This window comes from Bacillus sp. JJ1533 (genome assembly GCF_036965045.1).
In the GTDB taxonomy this organism is placed as follows: domain Bacteria; phylum Bacillota; class Bacilli; order Bacillales; family Bacillaceae_L; genus Ferdinandcohnia.
Map to the genome: position 1 here is coordinate 1 of NZ_JBALOV010000026.1, position 20,244 is coordinate 20,244.

At 38.9% G+C, this 20,244-nt stretch carries 21 protein-coding genes and 1 riboswitch; of the genes, 16 read left to right on the forward strand and 5 right to left on the reverse strand.

Going from position 1 to position 20,244, the window contains the following annotated elements; genetic code table 11:
* The first annotated feature begins 126 nt into the window (after window positions 1–126).
* Window positions 127–1,401 (forward strand): mechanosensitive ion channel family protein, encoded by a 1,275-nt coding sequence (locus V7138_RS13290; RefSeq protein ID WP_335398085.1) that lies wholly within the window; start codon window positions 127–129, stop codon window positions 1,399–1,401.
* A gap of 47 nt (window positions 1,402–1,448) precedes the next feature.
* Here the strand turns inward: V7138_RS13290 and V7138_RS13295 are convergent, their stop codons facing one another.
* Window positions 1,449–1,955, reverse strand: a complete 507-nt coding sequence (locus V7138_RS13295; RefSeq protein WP_335398087.1) for a DUF3189 family protein — start codon at window positions 1,953–1,955, stop codon at window positions 1,449–1,451.
* Window positions 1,956–2,169: 214 nt separating this feature from the next.
* Here V7138_RS13295 and V7138_RS13300 point away from each other — a divergent pair, with 214 nt between their 5' ends.
* The 7 genes from V7138_RS13300 to V7138_RS13330 all read left to right on the forward strand — a co-directional run bounded on the left by V7138_RS13300 (window position 2,170) and on the right by V7138_RS13330 (window position 10,309).
* Window positions 2,170–3,291, forward strand: a complete 1,122-nt coding sequence (locus V7138_RS13300; RefSeq protein WP_335398089.1) for a type I phosphomannose isomerase catalytic subunit — start codon at window positions 2,170–2,172, stop codon at window positions 3,289–3,291.
* Between the two features lie 23 nt (window positions 3,292–3,314).
* Window positions 3,315–4,841: a sodium:solute symporter family protein gene (locus V7138_RS13305; RefSeq protein ID WP_335398090.1), complete on the forward strand. Its 1,527-nt coding sequence runs from the start codon at window positions 3,315–3,317 to the stop codon at window positions 4,839–4,841.
* 103 nt (window positions 4,842–4,944) lie between these two features.
* Window positions 4,945–5,832 carry a DMT family transporter gene (locus V7138_RS13310; RefSeq protein ID WP_335398092.1) on the forward strand — a complete coding sequence of 296 codons (888 nt, stop codon included), beginning with the start codon at window positions 4,945–4,947 and terminating at the stop codon, window positions 5,830–5,832.
* A gap of 73 nt (window positions 5,833–5,905) precedes the next feature.
* Window positions 5,906–6,005, forward strand: a riboswitch (SAM riboswitch).
* An 87-nt stretch (window positions 6,006–6,092) separates the two neighbouring features.
* Window positions 6,093–6,845 (forward strand): cyclase family protein, encoded by a 753-nt coding sequence (locus tag V7138_RS13315; protein WP_335398094.1) that lies wholly within the window; start codon window positions 6,093–6,095, stop codon window positions 6,843–6,845.
* A gap of 92 nt (window positions 6,846–6,937) precedes the next feature.
* Window positions 6,938–8,041 (forward strand): 5-methyltetrahydropteroyltriglutamate--homocysteine S-methyltransferase, encoded by a 1,104-nt coding sequence (locus tag V7138_RS13320; RefSeq protein ID WP_335398096.1) that lies wholly within the window; start codon window positions 6,938–6,940, stop codon window positions 8,039–8,041.
* Between the two features lie 135 nt (window positions 8,042–8,176).
* Window positions 8,177–8,941: an SDR family NAD(P)-dependent oxidoreductase gene (locus V7138_RS13325; RefSeq protein ID WP_335398098.1), complete on the forward strand. Its 765-nt coding sequence runs from the start codon at window positions 8,177–8,179 to the stop codon at window positions 8,939–8,941.
* A 39-nt stretch (window positions 8,942–8,980) separates the two neighbouring features.
* The gene (locus tag V7138_RS13330; protein ID WP_335398100.1) at window positions 8,981–10,309 is read left to right on the forward strand and encodes a Na+/H+ antiporter NhaC family protein; all 1,329 of its coding nucleotides are present in this window, start codon (window positions 8,981–8,983) and stop codon (window positions 10,307–10,309) included.
* A 56-nt stretch (window positions 10,310–10,365) separates the two neighbouring features.
* Here V7138_RS13330 and clpP read toward each other — a convergent pair whose 3' ends face one another.
* On the reverse strand, window positions 10,366–10,968 hold the full coding sequence (clpP, locus tag V7138_RS13335; RefSeq protein WP_335398102.1) for an ATP-dependent Clp endopeptidase proteolytic subunit ClpP: 603 nt from the start codon (window positions 10,966–10,968) through the stop codon (window positions 10,366–10,368).
* 4 nt (window positions 10,969–10,972) lie between these two features.
* Window positions 10,973–11,683 carry a sigma-70 family RNA polymerase sigma factor gene (locus tag V7138_RS13340; protein ID WP_335398104.1) on the reverse strand — a complete coding sequence of 237 codons (711 nt, stop codon included), beginning with the start codon at window positions 11,681–11,683 and terminating at the stop codon, window positions 10,973–10,975.
* A 172-nt stretch (window positions 11,684–11,855) separates the two neighbouring features.
* Between V7138_RS13340 and V7138_RS13345 the strand changes: the two genes are divergently transcribed.
* The gene (locus V7138_RS13345; protein ID WP_335398106.1) at window positions 11,856–12,593 is read left to right on the forward strand and encodes a pirin family protein; all 738 of its coding nucleotides are present in this window, start codon (window positions 11,856–11,858) and stop codon (window positions 12,591–12,593) included.
* Between the two features lie 84 nt (window positions 12,594–12,677).
* Here V7138_RS13345 and V7138_RS13350 read toward each other — a convergent pair whose 3' ends face one another.
* Window positions 12,678–13,598: a DsbA family protein gene (locus tag V7138_RS13350; protein WP_335398108.1), complete on the reverse strand. Its 921-nt coding sequence runs from the start codon at window positions 13,596–13,598 to the stop codon at window positions 12,678–12,680.
* A gap of 159 nt (window positions 13,599–13,757) precedes the next feature.
* On the opposite strand from V7138_RS13350, the gene V7138_RS13355 reads away from it, so the two are divergent.
* From V7138_RS13355 to V7138_RS13385, 7 genes are all read left to right on the forward strand, one after another.
* Complete coding sequence (locus V7138_RS13355) at window positions 13,758–14,330, forward strand: TetR/AcrR family transcriptional regulator (protein WP_335398110.1); 573 nt, start codon at window positions 13,758–13,760, stop codon at window positions 14,328–14,330.
* A gap of 75 nt (window positions 14,331–14,405) precedes the next feature.
* Window positions 14,406–14,630, forward strand: coding sequence for a DUF378 domain-containing protein (locus V7138_RS13360; RefSeq protein WP_335398112.1), 225 nt, complete (start codon window positions 14,406–14,408; stop codon window positions 14,628–14,630).
* 168 nt (window positions 14,631–14,798) lie between these two features.
* Complete coding sequence (locus V7138_RS13365; protein ID WP_335398114.1) at window positions 14,799–15,854, forward strand: C45 family peptidase; 1,056 nt, start codon at window positions 14,799–14,801, stop codon at window positions 15,852–15,854.
* 144 nt (window positions 15,855–15,998) lie between these two features.
* Window positions 15,999–17,384 carry a guanine deaminase gene (gene guaD / locus V7138_RS13370; protein ID WP_335398116.1) on the forward strand — a complete coding sequence of 462 codons (1,386 nt, stop codon included), beginning with the start codon at window positions 15,999–16,001 and terminating at the stop codon, window positions 17,382–17,384.
* A gap of 171 nt (window positions 17,385–17,555) precedes the next feature.
* Window positions 17,556–18,104 (forward strand): NADPH-dependent FMN reductase, encoded by a 549-nt coding sequence (locus tag V7138_RS13375; protein WP_335398118.1) that lies wholly within the window; start codon window positions 17,556–17,558, stop codon window positions 18,102–18,104.
* Between the two features lie 84 nt (window positions 18,105–18,188).
* The gene (locus V7138_RS13380; protein ID WP_335398119.1) at window positions 18,189–19,184 is read left to right on the forward strand and encodes an MsnO8 family LLM class oxidoreductase; all 996 of its coding nucleotides are present in this window, start codon (window positions 18,189–18,191) and stop codon (window positions 19,182–19,184) included.
* 166 nt (window positions 19,185–19,350) lie between these two features.
* Window positions 19,351–19,788 (forward strand): DUF2383 domain-containing protein, encoded by a 438-nt coding sequence (locus V7138_RS13385; protein WP_335398121.1) that lies wholly within the window; start codon window positions 19,351–19,353, stop codon window positions 19,786–19,788.
* An 87-nt stretch (window positions 19,789–19,875) separates the two neighbouring features.
* Here the strand turns inward: V7138_RS13385 and V7138_RS13390 are convergent, their stop codons facing one another.
* Window positions 19,876–20,241, reverse strand: a complete 366-nt coding sequence (locus tag V7138_RS13390; RefSeq protein ID WP_335398123.1) for a carboxymuconolactone decarboxylase family protein — start codon at window positions 20,239–20,241, stop codon at window positions 19,876–19,878.
* Window positions 20,242–20,244 lie beyond the last annotated feature (3 nt).

Here is a 20,244-nt window from a genome sequence, read left to right on the forward strand (position 1 = left end):
ATGGACGCAAATCTTTGGATACTGACGCAAAAACTCAAGTTTATTTGTTCTGTTATAATAGGAGATATCTCAAGTGGGACAATGAACCTGTCCCTTTGTCCAGATCTCATACATACGGAGGGGAACATGAAGTTTATTAAGAAGCAGCTTTTAGAGTATGGAATGGATCCAACAGTGGCGCATTATCTTTCAATTATTTTGATGATACTTTTTATCGCGCTTATCTGTGTAGTGGCCAATTTTATTACGAAAAAAGTGATCATTAATATTATCACGCGAATCGTAAACAAAACCAAATATCATTGGGATAATATCTTATTGGAAAATAAGGTTTTCCGAAGATTATCCCATATCGTTCCAGCGATTATCATTTTTTACTTTTCTGAAACCTTTCCAAAAACGGCGGTATTGATTCAAAAAGGGGCCGTTGCCTACTTAATAATTGTCAGTTTAATGGTGATCAACAGTTTATTAAATGCGATGAATGATATTTATCAAACCTATGAAATTTCCAAGACACGACCGATAAAAGGATATATTCAAGTTGTGAAGATTATTATCACTATATTTGGTATTATTATTGTGATAGCGAATTTTATGGGGAAGAGTCCACTTATTTTGTTAAGTGGAATAGGTGCATTATCCGCGGTTCTGATGTTGGTATTTAAAGATTCCTTATTGGGTCTTGTTGCAGGTGTGCAGTTGACCACTAATGATATGGTTCGGGTTGGTGACTGGATTGAAATGCCAAAGTATGGAGCAGATGGCGATATCATTGATATTTCTTTAGTTACAGTTAAGGTGCAAAATTTTGATAAAACGATAACAACGATTCCAAGTTATGCACTTGTTTCCGATTCTTTTATCAATTGGAGAGGGATGCAAACCTCTGGTGGTCGAAGGATCAAACGCTCTTTGTTTATCGATTCAACTAGTATTACATTTTGTACAGAGGAAATGATTACGAAATTTAAACAAATTCAACTACTTTCTGATTATATTACGAATAGGGAACAAGAAATTGAAGAATACAATATCAAGCATGAGATTAATCGTAACAACCCGGTGAATGGAAGAGCTCTTACGAATATTGGGGTATTCCGGGCTTATATTAGCAATTATCTTCAGCAGCATCCCGGTATCAATCAGGAAATGACACTAATGGTACGTCAGCTAGCGCCAACTGAGCACGGCTTGCCGCTTGAAATATATGCATTCTCGAATGATGTAAGATGGGCTGTGTATGAAACGACCCAGGCTGATATTTTTGACCATCTCTTTGCAGTCGCTCCGGAATTTGGACTTCGCTTATTCCAAAATCCATCTGGACATGATTTGAAAACATTGATGGCTGAAGAAAACAATGAGGGTGAAAAGGTCCCTAGATTAGAACATGAATGAGCGAAACACTCACAATGGCTGGTTACTACAGCTCTTGTGAGTGTTTTTCATTTGAAATTCTGATTATCAAGGACAATGATCGATTCACTAGAGGACTTAGCTGTTTGCTTCGTATGTTCAACTAATTGCTGAATCGTGCCACAAGCTTGCTTCGCGCCCATCACAAGTAGTGGAACCCCGATGAAATCAAGATGGATGCCTCTTGAAAAAAATCCTCCCATAGACATGGCAATTGGAACAGTTGGAGATGTATTCGAGAAAATGATTTTTTCTTTTTGGCCATATCTTTCTTGTAGGATTATACTTAGCTGTTTTAGTGCAGGAACCATCAGCTTGCTTCTTTTTCGTCCAATCGAATAGACGGGATTCCCATCCTCATCCATACCATGAAGAAAAAATTTGCCAAAATCTTTCCTCGTTAGTTTATTAAAATAATCGACATGCAAAATTTCGTCTTTTGTTAGTTTCCGATCAGTAGGCAGTTTATGTAAATGGTATGCTGCCGCCAGTGCTGTACTATGTGTCCCGGCATAATCATTATAGATGTATATCATTATAGTACTCCTTACGCTAGACCTTTCATTTATTATCTCCATAATTTCACAAACTAACGCAGCGTAAATTTTTTTTGAAATCGCTTAAAAAAAGTATTGCAAAAAAATATAATAATGCTATTATACTAATATACTAGTATGTTAACGATTGCAAACTAGTAAAAATTAAAAATTAATATAATGGTCAGTAATTTTAGTAAAGAAGGGACTTGCTATGAATAAATCTGTAGCAAAAATTAACGGGGATTTTCCTTTGAAATTAGCGCCCGCTCGAGCATGGCGGACTTATAGGGGAGGGAAATTGATAGAGGAATTACATGGGGTTGAAAATACAGATGATAGTCATTTTCCTGAAGAATGGCTGATGTCAATCGTTTCTGCCAGAAATGTTGGACGTGAACACATCATCGATGAGGGCTTAAGTAAATTGGATCATCCGAGTATCGATATGTCTTTAAAAAGTCTCATAGATGAAAACGCTGCCGAGTTTTTGGGACAGAGTCATTTTGAGAAATACGGCAACAACACAGGTGTACTTGCAAAAATTATTGACTCTGGTGAACGTTTAACGGTTCAGGTACACCCGAATCGGGAAAAGGCAAAGGAATTATTTAATTCAGCTTATGGAAAAACAGAATGCTGGCACATCATTGGTGGTAGAGAAATCGATGGTGAACCTCCATATGTATACCTTGGTTTTAAACCTGGTGTTACAAGAGAACATTGGGAAAAGTTGTTTGAAGATCAGGATATACAAGGGATGCTAGATTGTCTCCATAAATACAATGTCAAACCGGGAGATACCTTTTTAATTGAGGGTGGTACTCCACATGCGATTGGTTCGGGATGTCTCTTAATCGAAATTCAGGAGCCAACCGATTTTACAATTCGCATTGAAAAGGTGTCGCCATCAGGTCTTGAAATTGATGATTTTATGTGTCACCAAGGGATTGGATTTAAGAAAATGTTTGATTGCTTCAATTACGATACCTATACACGAGAGGAAACACTCAAAAAATGGTATGTGAATCCTTCCGTTTTAAAAGAGATTGTGAATAATCGAGAAATTGAATTAATCGGTTATCAACATACACCATATTTTAAAATGACACTGGTTGACGTAGAAAATGAGATAGAAATAACCAATGATGGTGTATTTTCAGGTCTATACATTCTTTCTGGAAGCGGTTCAATTGGTTTAGATGGGTTTAATCAAGAAATTAACATCGGTGATCAATTCTTTATTCCTGCGAAGGTAAGCGGTTTAACGCTTCGAAACGAAGGAAATCAGCCTTTAAGGGCATTAAGATTATTTGGTCCTAGAACAACAGATTAATAGAAGTAGGAGATGAGGAAATTATGGCAACACTAGATTGGATTGTTTTAGGTGCGTTTTTCGCTGTAATGATTGGAATCGGTATTTTTAGTTATAGAGCAAATAAAAGCTCGAATGACTTCTTCGTTGGAGGAGGGAAGGTTCCTTGGTGGCTTTCCGGGGTTTCTCACCACGTATCAGGCCATAGTGGTGTAGTGTTCGTAGCGTATGCAGCTATTGCCTATACTTATGGAATTACGATTTATTTTTGGTGGGCAGTTACAATCGGAATTGGGTTAATCATCGGGGCAAAATTTATCGCTCCAAGATGGCCTAGACTTCGTCAAAAGTTAGGAATTCAATCACCTACTGAATACATGGCCATTCGTTTTGGTTTACCAGCACAGCAAGTTACAGCATGGACTGGGGTATTAATTAAACTTCTTGATATCGGTGCTAAATGGGCATCTATGGGTATTTTATTGAGTGGTTTCACTGGACTTCCAATTTGGTTAGGTATCATTTTATCTGGTGCAGTTTCCTTAATTTATGTTACAATTGGCGGACTTTGGGCTGACTTAATTACTGACTTTGTTCAATTTATTGTACAGTTAATCGCTGGTATTGTTATTTTTGTGGGCGTTTTCAGCCACCTTGGAGGATTAGGATCAGTATTCACAATGTGGGGAGACCTACCAGAAGGACATGCAAGTCCATTTAATGGTTCTTATACTCCACTATGGGTATTCTTGTTCTTATTCGTAAAATTCTTTGATTACAACGGTGGTAACTGGAACCTAGCAGCAAGATTTATTTCAACACCGGATGGTGAAAATTCAAGGAAAGCAGCAAGACTTTCAGCAATCCTTTACTTTGTATGGCCATTGTTAATTTTCTTACCAATGGTAGCAGCACCACTTGTTTTTAGCGATTTAAGTGATCCAGCATCACAATTATATCCATTATTAACTACAACATTCTTACCAGCTGGTTTGGTCGGATTAGTTTTAGCATCTATGTTTGCAAGTACAATGGGTATGACAGTATCAGATATTAACGCTTTAACAGCAGTTGTTCAACGTGACATTTTACCAGTCTTAAATAAGAAATTTAAAGAAATGAAAGAAAATGTTGATAAAAGATCTCTTTGGATTGCACGTGGTTTAACAATTATGTTTACCATCATTACAATTATTGTTGGTTTAAAACAAGAACAATTTGGTGGTGTTCTTGGACTAGTTATCACATGGTTCTCGGCATTAGTTGGACCAATGGCAGTACCTTTGATTTTCGGTTTATTCTCTAAGTTTAAACACGCAACTGGAAAAGTAGCGATTTATTCAATCGTATCAGGTATCGTTGGTTTTGCGATTACACAATTAACCGATATCATTCCTGTTGATGTTGAAACTGCCTTCCCATTAATCGTAACTACACTTGTATTCTTTACTGGGGGCTATATCAACAAGCGCAGAGGCGTTACCGTTTCACCTGAAGTTGAGGAGTTATTAAACTTCCTTGATACAGGTAAAGACGAAGAAAAGACTGACAATGTGAAAAAAGCAATCTAACAAATGAAAACAGAAGACCTCATTATTGAGGTCTTCTGTTTTTTGCTTTAAAATGGGACAAGGGGTAATGTACCTGTCCCCATGACCCACAAGGAGAAGGATTATGAAGGCGAAGTTTATTTTTATAGTTGTGATGTTGATTTTTGGTAGCATTGGTTTGTTTGTAAAGAATATTGATCTGTCCTCTAGCGAAATTGCTTTGTTCAGGGGAGCATTTGGTAGTTTGTTTTTAATTGGTGCTAGTTTTCTAGTTAAACAGAGGTTTTCTTTTAAAACGTCAAAACGGAATCTAGTCTTACTCCTTTTATCGGGGGCAGCCTTGGGCTTTAATTGGATTTTTTTATTTGAATCATACCGTTATACAACGATTGCTAACGCCACTCTGAGCTATTATTTTGCGCCTGTGTTTGTGATGATTTTGGCACCATTTTTATTAAAGGAAAAATGGACATGGATGAAGGGAATCGGTATTACGCTAGCATTTCTAGGTTTTCTTTTGGTGGTGAATCCAGGCGGTGAAACGGTTGTAGGGACTTATAACCATTCTGTTGGGATTATGTATGGCCTATTGGCTGCAGCCTTCTACACAAGTGTGATTCTTCTTAATAAATTTATTAAAGACCTATCAGATTTTGAGACGACGATTATGCAACTTTTGACGGCTTCAATTGTCTTGTTTCCATATGTTCTGGGAACTCAAAACTTGGATTACTCTAGTTTGGGAATGCAATCAATCAGTCTTTTATTGATTGTAGGAATAATTCATACTGGGGTTGCGTACCTCCTATATTTTTCAGTGCTGAAAAAATTAAAGGGGCAAACCATTGCAGTCTTAAGCTATATTGATCCCATTTCTGCTGTGATCATGGCAGCGATCATATTAAATGAAAGCATGGGTTTTGTACAAATAGTGGGTGGAGCCTTAATTTTGGGGTCTACTTTTATCAGTGAGATGAATTGGAAAAAATCAAGAAGCACTCAAAGGGAATGAATGGATAAAAATTATGTTGACAATTCATTTGTTCTCGTCTAATGTTTAATATATAATTTAATATTTCGAAATTTTCTTATCCAGAGAGGTGGAGGGACTGGCCCTTTGAAGCCTCGGCAACAGACTTTTAAGTACTGTGCCAATTCCAGTAGCAAGACGCTAGAAGATAAGAAGAGCGGATTTCTAATTGTCTATTCAACCCTCTTCTTATTCTCAAGAAGAGGGTTTTTTATATTTCAATTTATGAATGAGGTGATTGTATGTCAACAGTTAAATCAGAAAATGAATTATTAAAAGCATTTGAAACGATTAAAAGTAAAGAATGGGTGGATCTTACACATACGTTTGGTCCTACTTCCCCCCATTTTTCTGCTTTTAACGATGCTGAATTTAAAACACTTTTTACTCATGAGGATGGCTTTTTTGCACAAAGCTTTACAATTCCAGGACAATACGGAACCCATATTGATGCTCCCATCCATTTTGTACCTAATCAACGTTATTTAGATGAACTAGAATTAAAAGAACTAGTACTGCCTCTTGTTGTGATTGATAAGTCAAAGGAAGCAGAAGAGAATCATGATTTTATTTTAAGTGTTGACGATATTCTGAAGTTTGAAGAGGAACATGGGGAGATTGAGGCAGGTACTTTTGTGGCTTTGAGAACGGACTGGAGCAAGCGCTGGCCAAATAAAGAGGCATTTGAAAATAAAGATTCCGATGGGAATAGCCACGCTCCAGGTTGGGGAATAGAAGCATTAAAGTTTTTATTTGAAGAACGGAATATAAAAGCTGTTGGTCATGAAACATTTGATACAGATGCAGCGATTGATTTTCGTAAAAATGGTTCCCTCATTGGTGGATACTATGTCCTAGAGCAAGATACGTTTCAAGTTGAATTATTGACTAATCTTGATAAAGTACCGGCAAAAGGGGCCGTAATTTTTAATATTTGTCCAAAACCTGAAAAGGGATCTGGTTTCCCGGTACGTTCATTTGCTATTTTGCCATAGATAGGACAGATAGTTTCTTACATTTTACTAGATTGGGACAAGGAACCTGTCCTCGTGTCCCTAGTAGACTCATATAAGGAGAGAGAAATATAATGACAACAACTTTAGTAAAAGCTCCATTTCGTGCAGATCATGTAGGTAGTTTATTACGTCCAGAGAGAATTCATCAAGCAAGAAAGGATTACCAATCAGGTGCAATTACTGCCCAGGAGCTCCATACAATTGAAACAGAAGAAATTAAAAAGATTGTTGATAAACAAATCGAAATTGGCCTACAAGCCGTTACAGATGGCGAGTTCCGCCGGAGATTTTGGCATACTGATTTCTTAGAGCACTTAAATGGAGTAGAGGGTTACGTTCCGGAACATGGATTTACATTCAAGGGTGAAGAAACAGAAGCCTATGATGTGCGTGTTATCGGAAAAATTTCCTTTAACTCAGACCACCCACATGTGAAGGATTTCATCGAATTCAAGGAAATCGTCGGTGACCGAGCCATTGCAAAACAAACGATTCCAAGTCCAAACCAACTGTTTAACGCTGGGATTCGCGATAAGGAAATTTATCCGGACATTGAGGAATATGCAAATGATATTATCCAAACATATCGTGATGCAATCAAAGCTTTTTACGAGGCTGGCTGCCGTTACCTACAATTAGATGATGTGTACATAGCAGGTCTAAACGCACCTGAAATCCCTTTTAATGATAGTGGCTCTACTCGTGAGGAATTAATTGAGCTAGCGTTAAAGGTGGCGAACGGCGTACTGGAAGGGAAACCGGAAGATCTAACGATTACAACGCATCTTTGCCGTGGAAATTACCGCTCTAACTGGGCATTTGAAGGAAGCTACGCCAAAATTGCGCCTACTCTTTTTGCAAAAGAAAAGGTTGATGGCTTCTTCCTCGAATATGATGACGATCGTTCAGGAGACTTCACTCCACTTGAGCATATCCCAAATGATGGTCCTCGCGTGGTACTCGGTGTGTTTACATCAAAGCGCGGAGAATTAGAACCGAAAGAAAATGTCATTGCACGAGTGAAAGAAGCATCCCAATATGTGCCACTTGATAAATTATGTATTAGCCCACAATGTGGATTTGCTTCAACCCACCACGGCAATATTTTAACGGAAGAAGAGCAATGGGCAAAATTAAAGTATATTGTTGATATTTCAAAAGAGATTTGGGGATAAGGGACAAAGGATCCTCGTCCGAATTGTATCGAAGGTGGGACAGTGTATTGTCCCTCCTTTCCTTTTAAAAATTAAACCAAGTAAATAGACATGAATACTATTATATAAAAATATGATGGTATGGAGGAAATCAGAATGTATTGTATGGATTTGACAGGAAAAGTAGCGATTGTAACAGGCGGAGCCCAAGGAATAGGAAAAGCGATTGTTGATGCATTTTTAGAATGCGGAGCGAAGGTTGCGGTTGCTGACAGAGAAATCAATACGGAAAATTCCAATGAACAGTTAGTTTACTTCCAAACCGATGTCACAAAAAGCGATCAAGTAGATAAAACCGTTCATAAGGTAGTCGAACATTTTGGACGTTTAGATATTTTAGTGAATAACGCGGGAATTTCCAAAATGGATTATGCCATTGATATTAAAGAAGCGGACTGGGATCTTGTGATGGATGTAAATGCAAAAGGTGTATACCTTTACAGTCAAGCAGTTGCAAGAATCCTTAAACAGCAAGGTCAGGGTGGTAAAATCATCAACATTTCTTCGCAAGCAGGGAAAAATGGGTACCGATTAATGGGAAGCTATGTTGCTTCCAAACATGCGGTTTTAGGCTTTACAAAAACAATGGCCATTGAATTGGCTCAGGATGGAATCAATGTGAATGCGGTTTGTCCTGGTATTGTTGAAACCGAAATGAAGCATAGAGAGAGAGTGATAGGTGGTGAATTGAGAGGACTTACTGCAGAAGACATAAGGCAAGAGGACTTTTCTCAGGTCCCGTTAGGCAGAACGGCTAAACCCCAAGATATCGCAAATGTCGTTGTATTTTTAGCTTCAACATACTCAGACTATATGACCGGTCAAGGGATTAATGTTACGGGTGGTATGACGATGCACTGATTTAGCTTTTATGAATTCAGTTGAAGGGAAGTGTGAGAAATGACGGATGTTAAAAAAGGAAGCCTTTCTGCGTTGCTTCCATTATTCATTTTTGTTTTATTGTTTGTCGGTACAGGTGTTATTTCTGGTGATTTTTCAAATATGCCATTGAATGTTGCGATTATCATTGCTTCGGCAATTGCTTTAGTAATGAACAGAAAGGAAAAATTATCGAAGAAGATCGACATCTTTACTAAAGGCGCAGGCCACCCCAATATTATGCTAATGGTCGTTATCTTTATTTTAGCTGGTGCATTTGCCGAAACAGCCAAAGGCATGGGAGCTGTGGAATCAACAGTGAATATGGGGTTAACCTTCATACCTAGTAATCTATTAATGGTAGGATTATTTATTGTAGGATGTTTCATTTCGCTATCAATGGGAACATCCATGGGAACGGTTGCTGCACTTGCCCCAATTGGAATTGGGATTGCAGAACAAACTGGAATACCAATGGCATTAGCAATGGGAACAGTTATTGGTGGGGCAATGTTTGGTGACAACCTCTCGATGATTTCTGATACTACCATTGCCGCTGTTCGAACACAACAAACAAAGATGAGTGATAAATTTAAAACGAATTTTCTAATTGTTTTACCTGGGGTTATTGTTACTGCGATTATTCTTTGGTTCGTTACTTCAGGGAACAATGCCGAAGCGATCGGAAATTACTCTTATGACTTTATTAAAGTAGTTCCATACATCGCCGTCCTACTTGCGGCATTATTAGGGGTTAATGTACTGATCGTCCTATTAGGTGGAACCATTTTTGCAGGCATCGTGGGTGCGATTGATGGTTCGTACACCATGACTGGATTTATTAAAGCTGTTTCACAAGGTATTATCGGTATGGAGGATTTAGCGATTGTTGCCGTCTTAATTGGCGGTATGATTGGGATCATCCAGCATAACGGCGGTATACAATGGTTGTTAAACTTTGTAACGAGTAAAATTAAAACGAAAAAAGGTGCTGAGCTTGGAATTGCAGGGTTGGTTAGCGCAACAGATTTAGCTACTGCAAACAATACAATATCCATTATTATCACTGGTCCATTAGCTAAGAACATTGCGGATGAATATCAAATTGACCCAAGAAAATCTGCGAGTATTCTTGATATTTTTTCAAGTAGCTGGCAAGGCCTTGTTCCATATGGAGGTCAAATGCTTGTCGCATCAGGGTTAGCAGCAATTTCACCGATTAGCATTCTGGCCTATTCCTATTATCCAATTGCTCTATTCGTATGTGGGATTATTGCCATTCTAATCGGTTTTCCTAGGTTCGACCGCAAAATCAAAAAAAGCAAAAGCAGCGTAACTACTGAAATTTAATGATAAAAGCGAATACCATTTGATGGTTATTCGCTTTTTTTGATAAGAACCTACATTTATTTAATTACTTCATCAATAATCCCGTATTCCTTTGCTTCTTCTGCACTCATGTAGTAGTCTCGATCCGTGTCTTTCGCAACCTTTTCAACAGGTTGCCCAGTAAGGTCTGAAATGATTTGATTGGTATGTTCTCGAAGCTTAAGGATTCGTTTTGCAGAAATTTCGATCTCAGTTGCTTGGCCCCGCACACCACCTAATGGTTGATGTATCATAATTTCACTGTTGGGGAGGGCGAGTCTTTTCCCTTTTGTTCCGGCTAATAAAAGCATAGCCCCAAAGGATGCAGCCATTCCTGTACAAATGGTCCGAACATCCGGTTTAATATATTGCATCGTATCAAAGATGGCAAAACCAGCAGATGTTGAGCCTCCTGGGCTGTTAATATAAAGAGAAATATCTTTATCAGGATCATCAGCTGCTAAAAATAATAGCTGTGCTACTATACTATTGGCAACAGCATCATTGATTTCATCGCCAATCAAAATAATCCGATCTTTTAATAACCTCGAGTAAATATCATATGAGCGTTCTCCTCGACTGGATTGTTCAATAACATATGGGATTGAAGTCATTTCGTTACCCTCCTTATTCGCTTGCATCTAATTATGCAGCCATAGAGACAGTGCTTGAAGGGAGTTTATAAAGACGTGATTTTTGCATAGAGCAAATCGGATTTGTATGCTTCGATAAAGAGCGGATAGAAGGTATCGTTTTGATTAATATGGATGGATCCTGAGTGTTAAAAGATTCATGTAGTGCTTTTTGAATTTGCTCACGATCTTCCTCTGTCCAATATTGTTCGATAAATTGAGTTCTTTCGTTTTTATCCAACCTTTGTTTTGCACGATAAATGGCGGCTTTAACAGCAGTCTCATTTGTATCTAATAGTTCAGCTATTTCAGATAGTTGAAACTGAAACCCTTCTTTTAAGACAAATATCACAGCTTGTTTCGGTGTTAACTTATTCATCAGCTGTTGAACTGCCTCAAAGCGATCTTCGATTTGATCGGATTCATTATAGCCATCATCAGGAATAGCGTCAAGACACTCGTTGCTTCGTTTTCTAACCGTGTCTATCCATTCATTTCGTGCAATTTTATTCAATAGAGCTGTAGATATCGTAGGCTGGTGCTTATAATGATTCCATGCCTTAATCAAGGATTCCTGGACGAGATCTTCTCCATCCCAGCCGTTTTGGGATATAAACTGGCAATAACGTCGAAGCATTGGATAAAGTTCATGTAGATGTTTCTCGGAAAAAGGTTCGTGATGTTCATTAATATCCTCTGATCCATTACAAAGCTTACTATGCAAAATAATCACTCCTTAAGCGCGTCTCTACTTTATAAACGAATAACCGGGTATGAAAAGATACGGGGTAAAAATATTTCTTTCTAATTTTTATTATATTTATGCTTAAAGTCTACAACAAGAAACGGTTCGTTTGTTTTGTTATACTATACATAAAACAAAAGGTGACTATTCGATGCTACGAAAACTTTCTGCAGATATGCATAAACAGCCCTTTCGGGGGCCATTCACAATCAACCGAATTCAGGCGGGAGATATTTTTGAGGGGAATAACGATTTTTCTTTCGGTCCATTAAGCATTATCGATCATGCTGTGATGAAAAAGGGCTTAACCATCAAAATGCATGAGCATGTCAATGATGAAATTTTGAGTTATGTATGGCACGGTACCATGTATCATAAGGATTCAACGGGTTTGGAGATGCCCATTACTCCAGGTAACCTGATGATGATGAATGCGGGAAAAAGCTTTTGGCATGAGGAAAAAGTGAAAAATGATCAAGTTGAGATGCTTCAAATTTTTGTTCGGCCACGAAAAACAGATCTTGAACCAACTATACAATTTCATGAAAAGCCTATTCGAAACCGGGACTGGTATCTCATGGTGGGGCCTGAAGAAAGTCAAGCGCCTCTTCGTGTTAGACAAAACGTCTATATTCTTGATGCGCATCCAAAGCAAGGGGATCAATTAGATATTCCATCCTATAAAGGCCTCAAACCATTTTTATATGTGTTGGATGGGGAGATAGCAGTCGGTGATTTTCAACTTAAAAAAATGGAGGCTGTGACGGACATTGATAAGCCTCTACCACCGATAACTGCAGTCACTGATTCTACTGTTGTGCTATTTCTTGTCGATATGAATGCACCAATGTCAATGATGGGAACAATAAGTGGAAAAAGTGTATTATAGTTCTAAATAAAAAAATCTGTAAACCCAATAGCTGGTATACAGATTTTTTTCGTTTATTGACGGAGGGACAGGTCCTATGTCCGATTATTTTTTCACAAAATATTTTTCACCGAGTAGTTCTTTTTCTTCATATGTCTCTGGTGTTAATTGGTTCTGAACGAAGTTTTGAAGTTCAGATGGTTCCAAGTCGTACATGACTTCAATTTCTTTTGCAAACAGAATTTCTTTTTCAAGTAACGTAGATAAAGCAGGTTGTTGTTTTGCTTTTGGTTGTTCTTCACCGGTTATTTTTGATAGACCGGATACATAGTAGTCTAGTGAGCGGCTGCCCACAATTTTAACGCCTTTATTATCTTCATTCACCATAATGATGGTTGGAAAACCTCTAGCTCCAAGTTTCGCTGCCAGTGCAAAGTCTTCGTTTAATAGTTGCTGACCCATAGCAGATTCTGCTTCAGCAATAATCGCTTCTCCGTCTAGCTCTATATGATTTACATTTTCGATCATCACGGATTCTTCAGCAATATTTTTATTGAATGCAAATAGTTCTTCTCTTGCATGACGTAAATACTCATTTGCCTTTTCATCACCATGTTTATTTTGAATCACCTTGTACACACGAGATGGTGGGAAGGAAGATTGAACAGGATTGTCAATCATCAATGATCCATCGATTGGCATACGCGAATACTCGCCCACTTCTCTCCAGTGGCCTGCAACATCAGCTGGTCCAGAGATTCCATTTGCCGGATCAACCGGTCCACCATGCCACTTCTCTAGTAATCCACCGAGTACAGTGTGGAAATTGAAATAATGTCCATATTGTTCCTTGAAACGGCGGAAAGTAGGTTCAAGCGCCCAGCAATGTGAACAAATTGGGTCTGTTACATAATATAAATCGATTTTCTTTGTCGGCTCAGTAAAATCAATCACTTCCATCTCATCATCACCTGCTACCCCGCATACACCTGTTTCTAAATCACACATTAAATTATTGTTTACCATTTGTATTTCCCTCACTTTTTTATTTTATTGAATCAATCTGTTTGCTTTGTAATTCCAGTTTAGTGGATAATGGAAAACATAGACACCAATAAAATACTTGATATGTTGGATATCCAACACATTTGAAAAATTGTTGAAAAAGTGGGAGGGACGAATGAATTGTCAGAAGAAAAAACAGATCCACGGGTTCTGCGTACACGAAAATTAATTATGGATTCCTTTATAGAACTGTCCAGTAAAAAAGAATTTAAAGACATCACGATAAAAGACATCACAACGGAAGCAATGATTAATCGCGCAACGTTTTATTATCATTTTGAAGATATTTTTGACTTGCTGGAGAAGGTTTTATCCGAGGTACTGCTAATTAATCTAAATAGCGAGTCCTATAAAGAAAGCGAATTGAATGAAGAAACATTTACCGGCCTCTTTAAGGCAATCACGAACTTTCAGCTTTCCTTATCAAATCGGTGCCATCGCGGATATGAGGATACAATTGCCCGAATTATTCGGGACCAACTTGAAGTTATCTTTTATAAAATGTTAAAAAAACATCATCCTTCAGAGGAAGAAAATTCTCTAAAAGTGACGGCAATCATGTTAAGTTGGGGAATGTATGGGGCTTCTGCAGAATGGAGAAGAAACCCAGATAATATGAGCCCGGAAGAAATGATTAAACATGTTTTCCCTTTTATAAAATACGGATTGTATGTGGAGCAAAAGGTGAAATAATACTTTCGTCATTGAATGTATATTTTGTTTTTAAATGGTAAAACCTAAAATTACTAAACATAAGGAGCGATAATGATGAGTGGATTACAACGTTTAGCGCTTGCTTTAGTAATAATTGGGGCAATTAATTGGGGGCTAATTGGGCTTTTCCAATTCGATTTGGTAGCAGCCATTTTTGGAGGACAGGATTCGTTTCTGTCTAGACTTATTTACGGTTTAGTAGGGTTAAGCGGTTTATACAGCCTTATGCTTCTCTTTAAACCCGACCGGGAAGTTGTACCAGATACTAGCAGAACGTAAGAACTAGAAAAGCACCCTCAAGATAGATCAAGCCATATGGTTTGGTCTATTTTACGTTTAGGGGAAAAAATGAGAAGATATCCTTGTGTAGACCAAGGCAAATTTAGAATTAAGATACTTAATTTTTGGGGGACATGAACGGCCCGCATCCCTAGGAGGATTTAAGTGATGAAGAGGATTTTTGCTGATGTGATTCAGTTTCGGGGGAGTCATTATGATTTCGGTTATATACAGGGGGAGCGGCTAAGGGATTCCTTCTTGGTCAAGAATCGGGAGCAGCAATGGAAGGTAAGAAAACCACTGTTTCGTATTGATACGGAGGAAACGAAAGAAGTATTTGAACGCTTGGCTCCGTTTATGTGGACAGAATTTTTGGGGCTTCAGGATGCTTTACAATGGTCGATGGAAAAGGTATTGATGGAGTTTGGAGGATACAGGGTGAACATCAGGCCCTCAGGCTGTTCGATTTTGGTGGGAGACAATTATATGATTCGGAATTATGATTATCATCCAAAGACCTATGATGGGCGCCTCGTGGTTTTTCAACCGACAGATGGGGGGCATGCGACCCTCGGTTTAACCCAAAAAATTACCGGACGATCAGACGGGATGAACGAAAAGGGATTATCGATGGGGTATACGTTTATGAACAGGAGGCGACCGGGGAATGGTTTTGTATGTTATATGATTGGAAGACTTATTCTTGAACGATGCGCAAATGTAGAAGAAGCCGTAAATTTGTTAAAAGAGATTCCACATCGAGGCTCTTTTAGCTATGTTTTATTTGATTCTAGCTGTGAAATGCCTTTTATCGTGGAAACCTCACCAAGAAGAGTTGAGGTAAGGCAAGGAAAAACGTGCACTAATCATTTTAAAATCTTAACAGAAGAAAATCGCCGCGTCCTTGATGACTCAAATAAGAGGCTGCAGGCGATAGAAGAAAAAGAACATTTAAACGGTCTTGAGGCGTTTCAGCTGCTGAATGATACGGATAAAGGAGTTTTCTCTAAGCTCTATGGAAGCTGGGCGGGGACCATTCATACTTCAGCTTATTTTCCTGAACGTTTAGAAGCATGGTGTGCACTAGGGGGAGATCAGGAACCTACTACATTTGATTTTTCAAACTGGTTAAAGGGAACTGACTTTCCGAAGGCAAAAATCGAAGGTGAAGTGGATACTGACATCCCATTTGTCAATATGGAGAAAGCGGATTGGTTTAAATAATCGTGGGGCGGAGAGATTGACTTCCGGCTCCTTTTTTCTTAGGTCAAAGACAGGTCCATTTGCCCCCGTTTCATTATACCTACAACAACTTTCATAGTCCGTATGCTATAATATACGAAAAAAAAGCGAGATACAGGTGACAAAATGATTGAATATAAAAGACTGTTTCATGGAACTGCTTTTACAAGCCGTTCGCGTAAGGAAGTTGATGTTTTGAAGGACCATCTTTTTTGTGTGAATGAAGATGGGATGATAAAAAAGGTGATAGGCCCCGAGCATAGTGAGTATCAGCCACTTTTAGATACGTATCAACATACAAGCAACTATCACCGGTTAACCGAAGGACAGTATTTTTTACCAGGGTTTATTGATTTGCATGTTCATGCACCACAATGGGCTCAAGCGGGGACGGCATTGGATATTCCACTGTATGATTGGTTGAATACATATACATTTCCGATTGAAGCTAAATTTGAGGATATCGATTTTGCGAAAAAGGTGTATAACGAAGTCGTTCAAACGCTGCTTGCGAACGGTACGACTACAGCCCTTTATTTTGCGACCGTACATAAGGAAGCTAGTTTCCTCTTGGCTCAAATTTGTGCTGAAAAAGGTCAGCGTGGTTTAGTCGGAAAAGTGGTGATGGATAATCCTGACCAAACGGAGGATTATTATCGTGACCTTGATACAAAGACAGCACTAACTGAAACAGAGGACTTTATTTTAGCAGTTAGGGAATTAGCAAAATCAACAAAACAGGGAGTATATCCAGTGGTTACTCCTCGTTTTATCCCGAGCTGTACAGATGAAGCACTACAAGGCTTAGGGGAATTAGCAGTGAAATATGATACACATATACAGTCACATTGCAGTGAAAGTGATTGGGAACATGGATATGTCAAGGAACGCTTCGGCAAAAATGATGCGTTTGCACTGAGTGACTTCGGTTTATTACGTGAAAAGTCAGTCATGGCGCATTGTAATTTTTTATCAGACAATGACGCAGATTTATTTGCTGAAAAAGGGACTGCTGTTTGTCATTGCCCTATCTCCAATGCCTATTTTGCTAATAGTGTAATTCCGATTGCACGTCTTCAATCACAAGGAGTAGAAATTGGTTTGGGCTCTGATATTTCGGGAGGTTTTTCACCAAGTCTATTTGATAATATAAAACAGGCTGTGATTTCTTCAAGAATGCTAGAAGATGGAGTGGATTCGACCTTACCGGCGAGTGAGCGAGGAGTTCCTCATTCACGAATCACACTAAATGAAGCCTTCTATTTGGCCACTGCTGGAGGTGGGGAAAGCCTGAGTTTACCTATTGGTCGCCTTGCTGAAAACTATGTGTGGGATGCACAAATCATTGATACAACCGTGGAAACAGCAAAGCTTCCACTTTACGATCCAGAAGAAAAATTACATGATATCTTTCAAAAAATCATCTATCTCGCCCGACCAGAAAATATCCGACAAGTATGGGTGCAAGGGGAGAAAGTCTGGGACAGGGGCCTTGTCCCACTAGATATATAATGGGATCTGCAGCCACAAAACATCGACAAGTGTTGGGAGCTTGTCGGTGTTTTTTTATCTAGAAAAAAGTGAATTTATCACAGGGTAACAAGCATGATGTTTGAAAAGTGGAACAATTTCCTTTAATGTAGTTATATTAATGATTTTTAACTCACATGGGAGGCAATAGGTATGAACATCGTAACACTCGTAGGCAGTTTAAGAAAAGATTCATTTAATATGCAAGTGGCTAAGACTATGCAGGAACGATACAAGGATAAGCTTACTATGCAAATTGCTGATATTGGGGCTTTACCTCATTTTAATCAAGACGATGAGCTAGATCCGCCACAGGCTGTAAAGGATTTCAAAACATCGATTGCTAATGCGGATGCTGTTATTATTATTACACCTGAATACAATTGGTCTGTGCCTGGTGTGTTAAAGAATGCCTTGGATTGGACTTCACGCGGTGAAAAAGTATTGATCGGTAAGAAAGTTATGACACTTGGTGCAACTCCCGGGATGATGGGAACCCTTCGTGCCCAATTGCACTTACGGGATATTTTAGTAGCACCGGGTATACAGGCAGAGATTCTTCCTCCTGGTACAAATGAGATTTTGATCAATTTTGCAAGTCAAAAAATAGACGAACAAACTGGTCAATTGGCTGATGAAACAACACTAAGCTTCCTAGATAGTAAAGTCGAAGCGTTTGTTGATTTTGTGAAGGCGAAGTAGGGGCAGTGGGACAGGTCCACTGTCCCGCCATTTTTTACAGGGGCATGGAACCTTCGTCCCTACGAGAAAGGAGTATAGAAGAATATGAGATTAAGTGTGCTTGATCAAGCGCCAATTACGAAAGGGAACTCTCCAGCGGGTGCGTTAAAGAAGGCGGAAGAACTTGCAATCTTGGCAGATGAATTAGGCTATTATAGGATGTGGATGGCAGAACATCATGGGACGGGTTCATATGCAAGCTCGGCTCCTGAGATTTCTGTAGCACATTTGGCGGCGAAAACAGAGCGCATCCGTATCGGAACGGGTGGAGTGATGATGATGCATTACTCACCATTGAAGCTTACAGAGGTGTTCAAAACACTAAGTTCCTATTCTCCAGGTAGAATTGACTTTGGAGTTGGCCGTGCACCTGGTGGAGATCAATATGCCATCTATGCGTTATCGGAAGGTCGGCAGCCGATGGTAAATAATATGTACGAAAAATTTGAGCTTGCCTTGCAAATGTTGAAAGACGAGGTCCCTGATCATCCGCTCTATAAACATACCATTGCAACACCTTCCCAGGTTGTTTTACCAGAAGCGTGGTTGCTTGGTTCGACTGGAAACAGTGCTGTCATGGCAGGACGGATGGGGGTTGGCTACTCCTTTGCCCAGTTTTTTAACGGGGAAATGACGAAGGATATTCTTGCTTTATATAAACAAGAATTTAAACCAACCGTTTTTATGGAAAAGCCAGAGATCACCGTTTCCTATATGGTAACTGTTGCAGAAACAGAAGAGGAAGCCGAATTTGAAGCATTACCCCATGATATTGCACGTCTTTGGTTAATGAAAGGGAAGCTTGGACAGGTGTTAACACCCGAAGAAGCGCAAAGCTATCCATTAACCGAAGTCGAACAAATGACCATTCAGGAAAACCGGAAAAAGCTTCACTTGGTCGGATCAGCCAAAGCTATTGCTGAAAAACTGCAACAGGAGCAGAAAGAGTACGGCTTTGATGAAGCGATGATTTGCAGCATCCCACATTCACAGGAAAAACGTTTGAATGTATATCGATTGTTAGCTAAAGAATTATTATAAAAGAAGCGTCTGCCCTCTGAAGAAATGAGGTGCAGGCGCTATTTGTATTGATAGGTCTTGTGAACAGCATTCACTTTTAGTTGGACCCAGAATAAAAAACTCATCCAAAATGCAATCTATTAAAGACAAACAGGAGAAGAAAGCGCATTTGAAAGGATGTGAGTCCTTGAAGGACAAGGAGATTGTGGTTGAAGAACTTAATACCTTATTAAGAGGAACGTATATGGGGATTCGTGCTTTTGAGCATCATATTCAAAATCTAGACGAGCCTGAACTGAAGCAAACATTTCAAACGATCCAACAGGAAGCCAAGATGAATGCGCAAAAGTTAGCAGAGCGGATTCAGAATTTACATGGAGTTCCTGCAGAAAGCGAGGGCTTTTCCGGGAAAATCCACAGTACCATGCACAAAATGATGCTTTCCGATGAAACAGAAAAGATTATGAAGGATGCCTTAAAAGGCTTAGAAAAATATGGTGTGGAATACTCAGAAGAACTTGTGAAGGGTGACCTGGATCCAGAAAGTAAAAAAGTTGCCGAAGAAGTAATTGATACAAGTCGTAGACACGCAGAAGTAATTCGAAACATATTAAAGCAATTGTAATGGCGAATGACGAACACACTCATCGAAGTGTGTTTTTTTATGTAAAAAGACAGCCTTATCAGAAGACTGTCTCAGGTATCAAAGGTTCTATTGCTTCAATTGATTCAATTCCTCAATACTATCTTGAACAAGAGTTACAGCTTGACTCATCGCAGCACCACCACCAAAAGCCGCAGTTACACCGATTGTTTCAAGGATTTCCTCTTCGGAACATCCTTGATCCAAGCAGCCTTTTGTGTGATAAATAATACAATATTCATCCTGTGAATAGATGCTAATACCTAGAGCAATCAGTTGTTTTTGCTTTTGAGATAAGACCCCTTCTTTAAAGCATTCCTCAGTAAAAGCGTTATATAGTTCAGCTAGCTTTGGCATTTTTTTTGTAAAGACGCCAACACCGGTTTTATAGTCAAGAAGGGCAGCCTCTGTTGAATTTCTTGCTTCATATTCCATAAC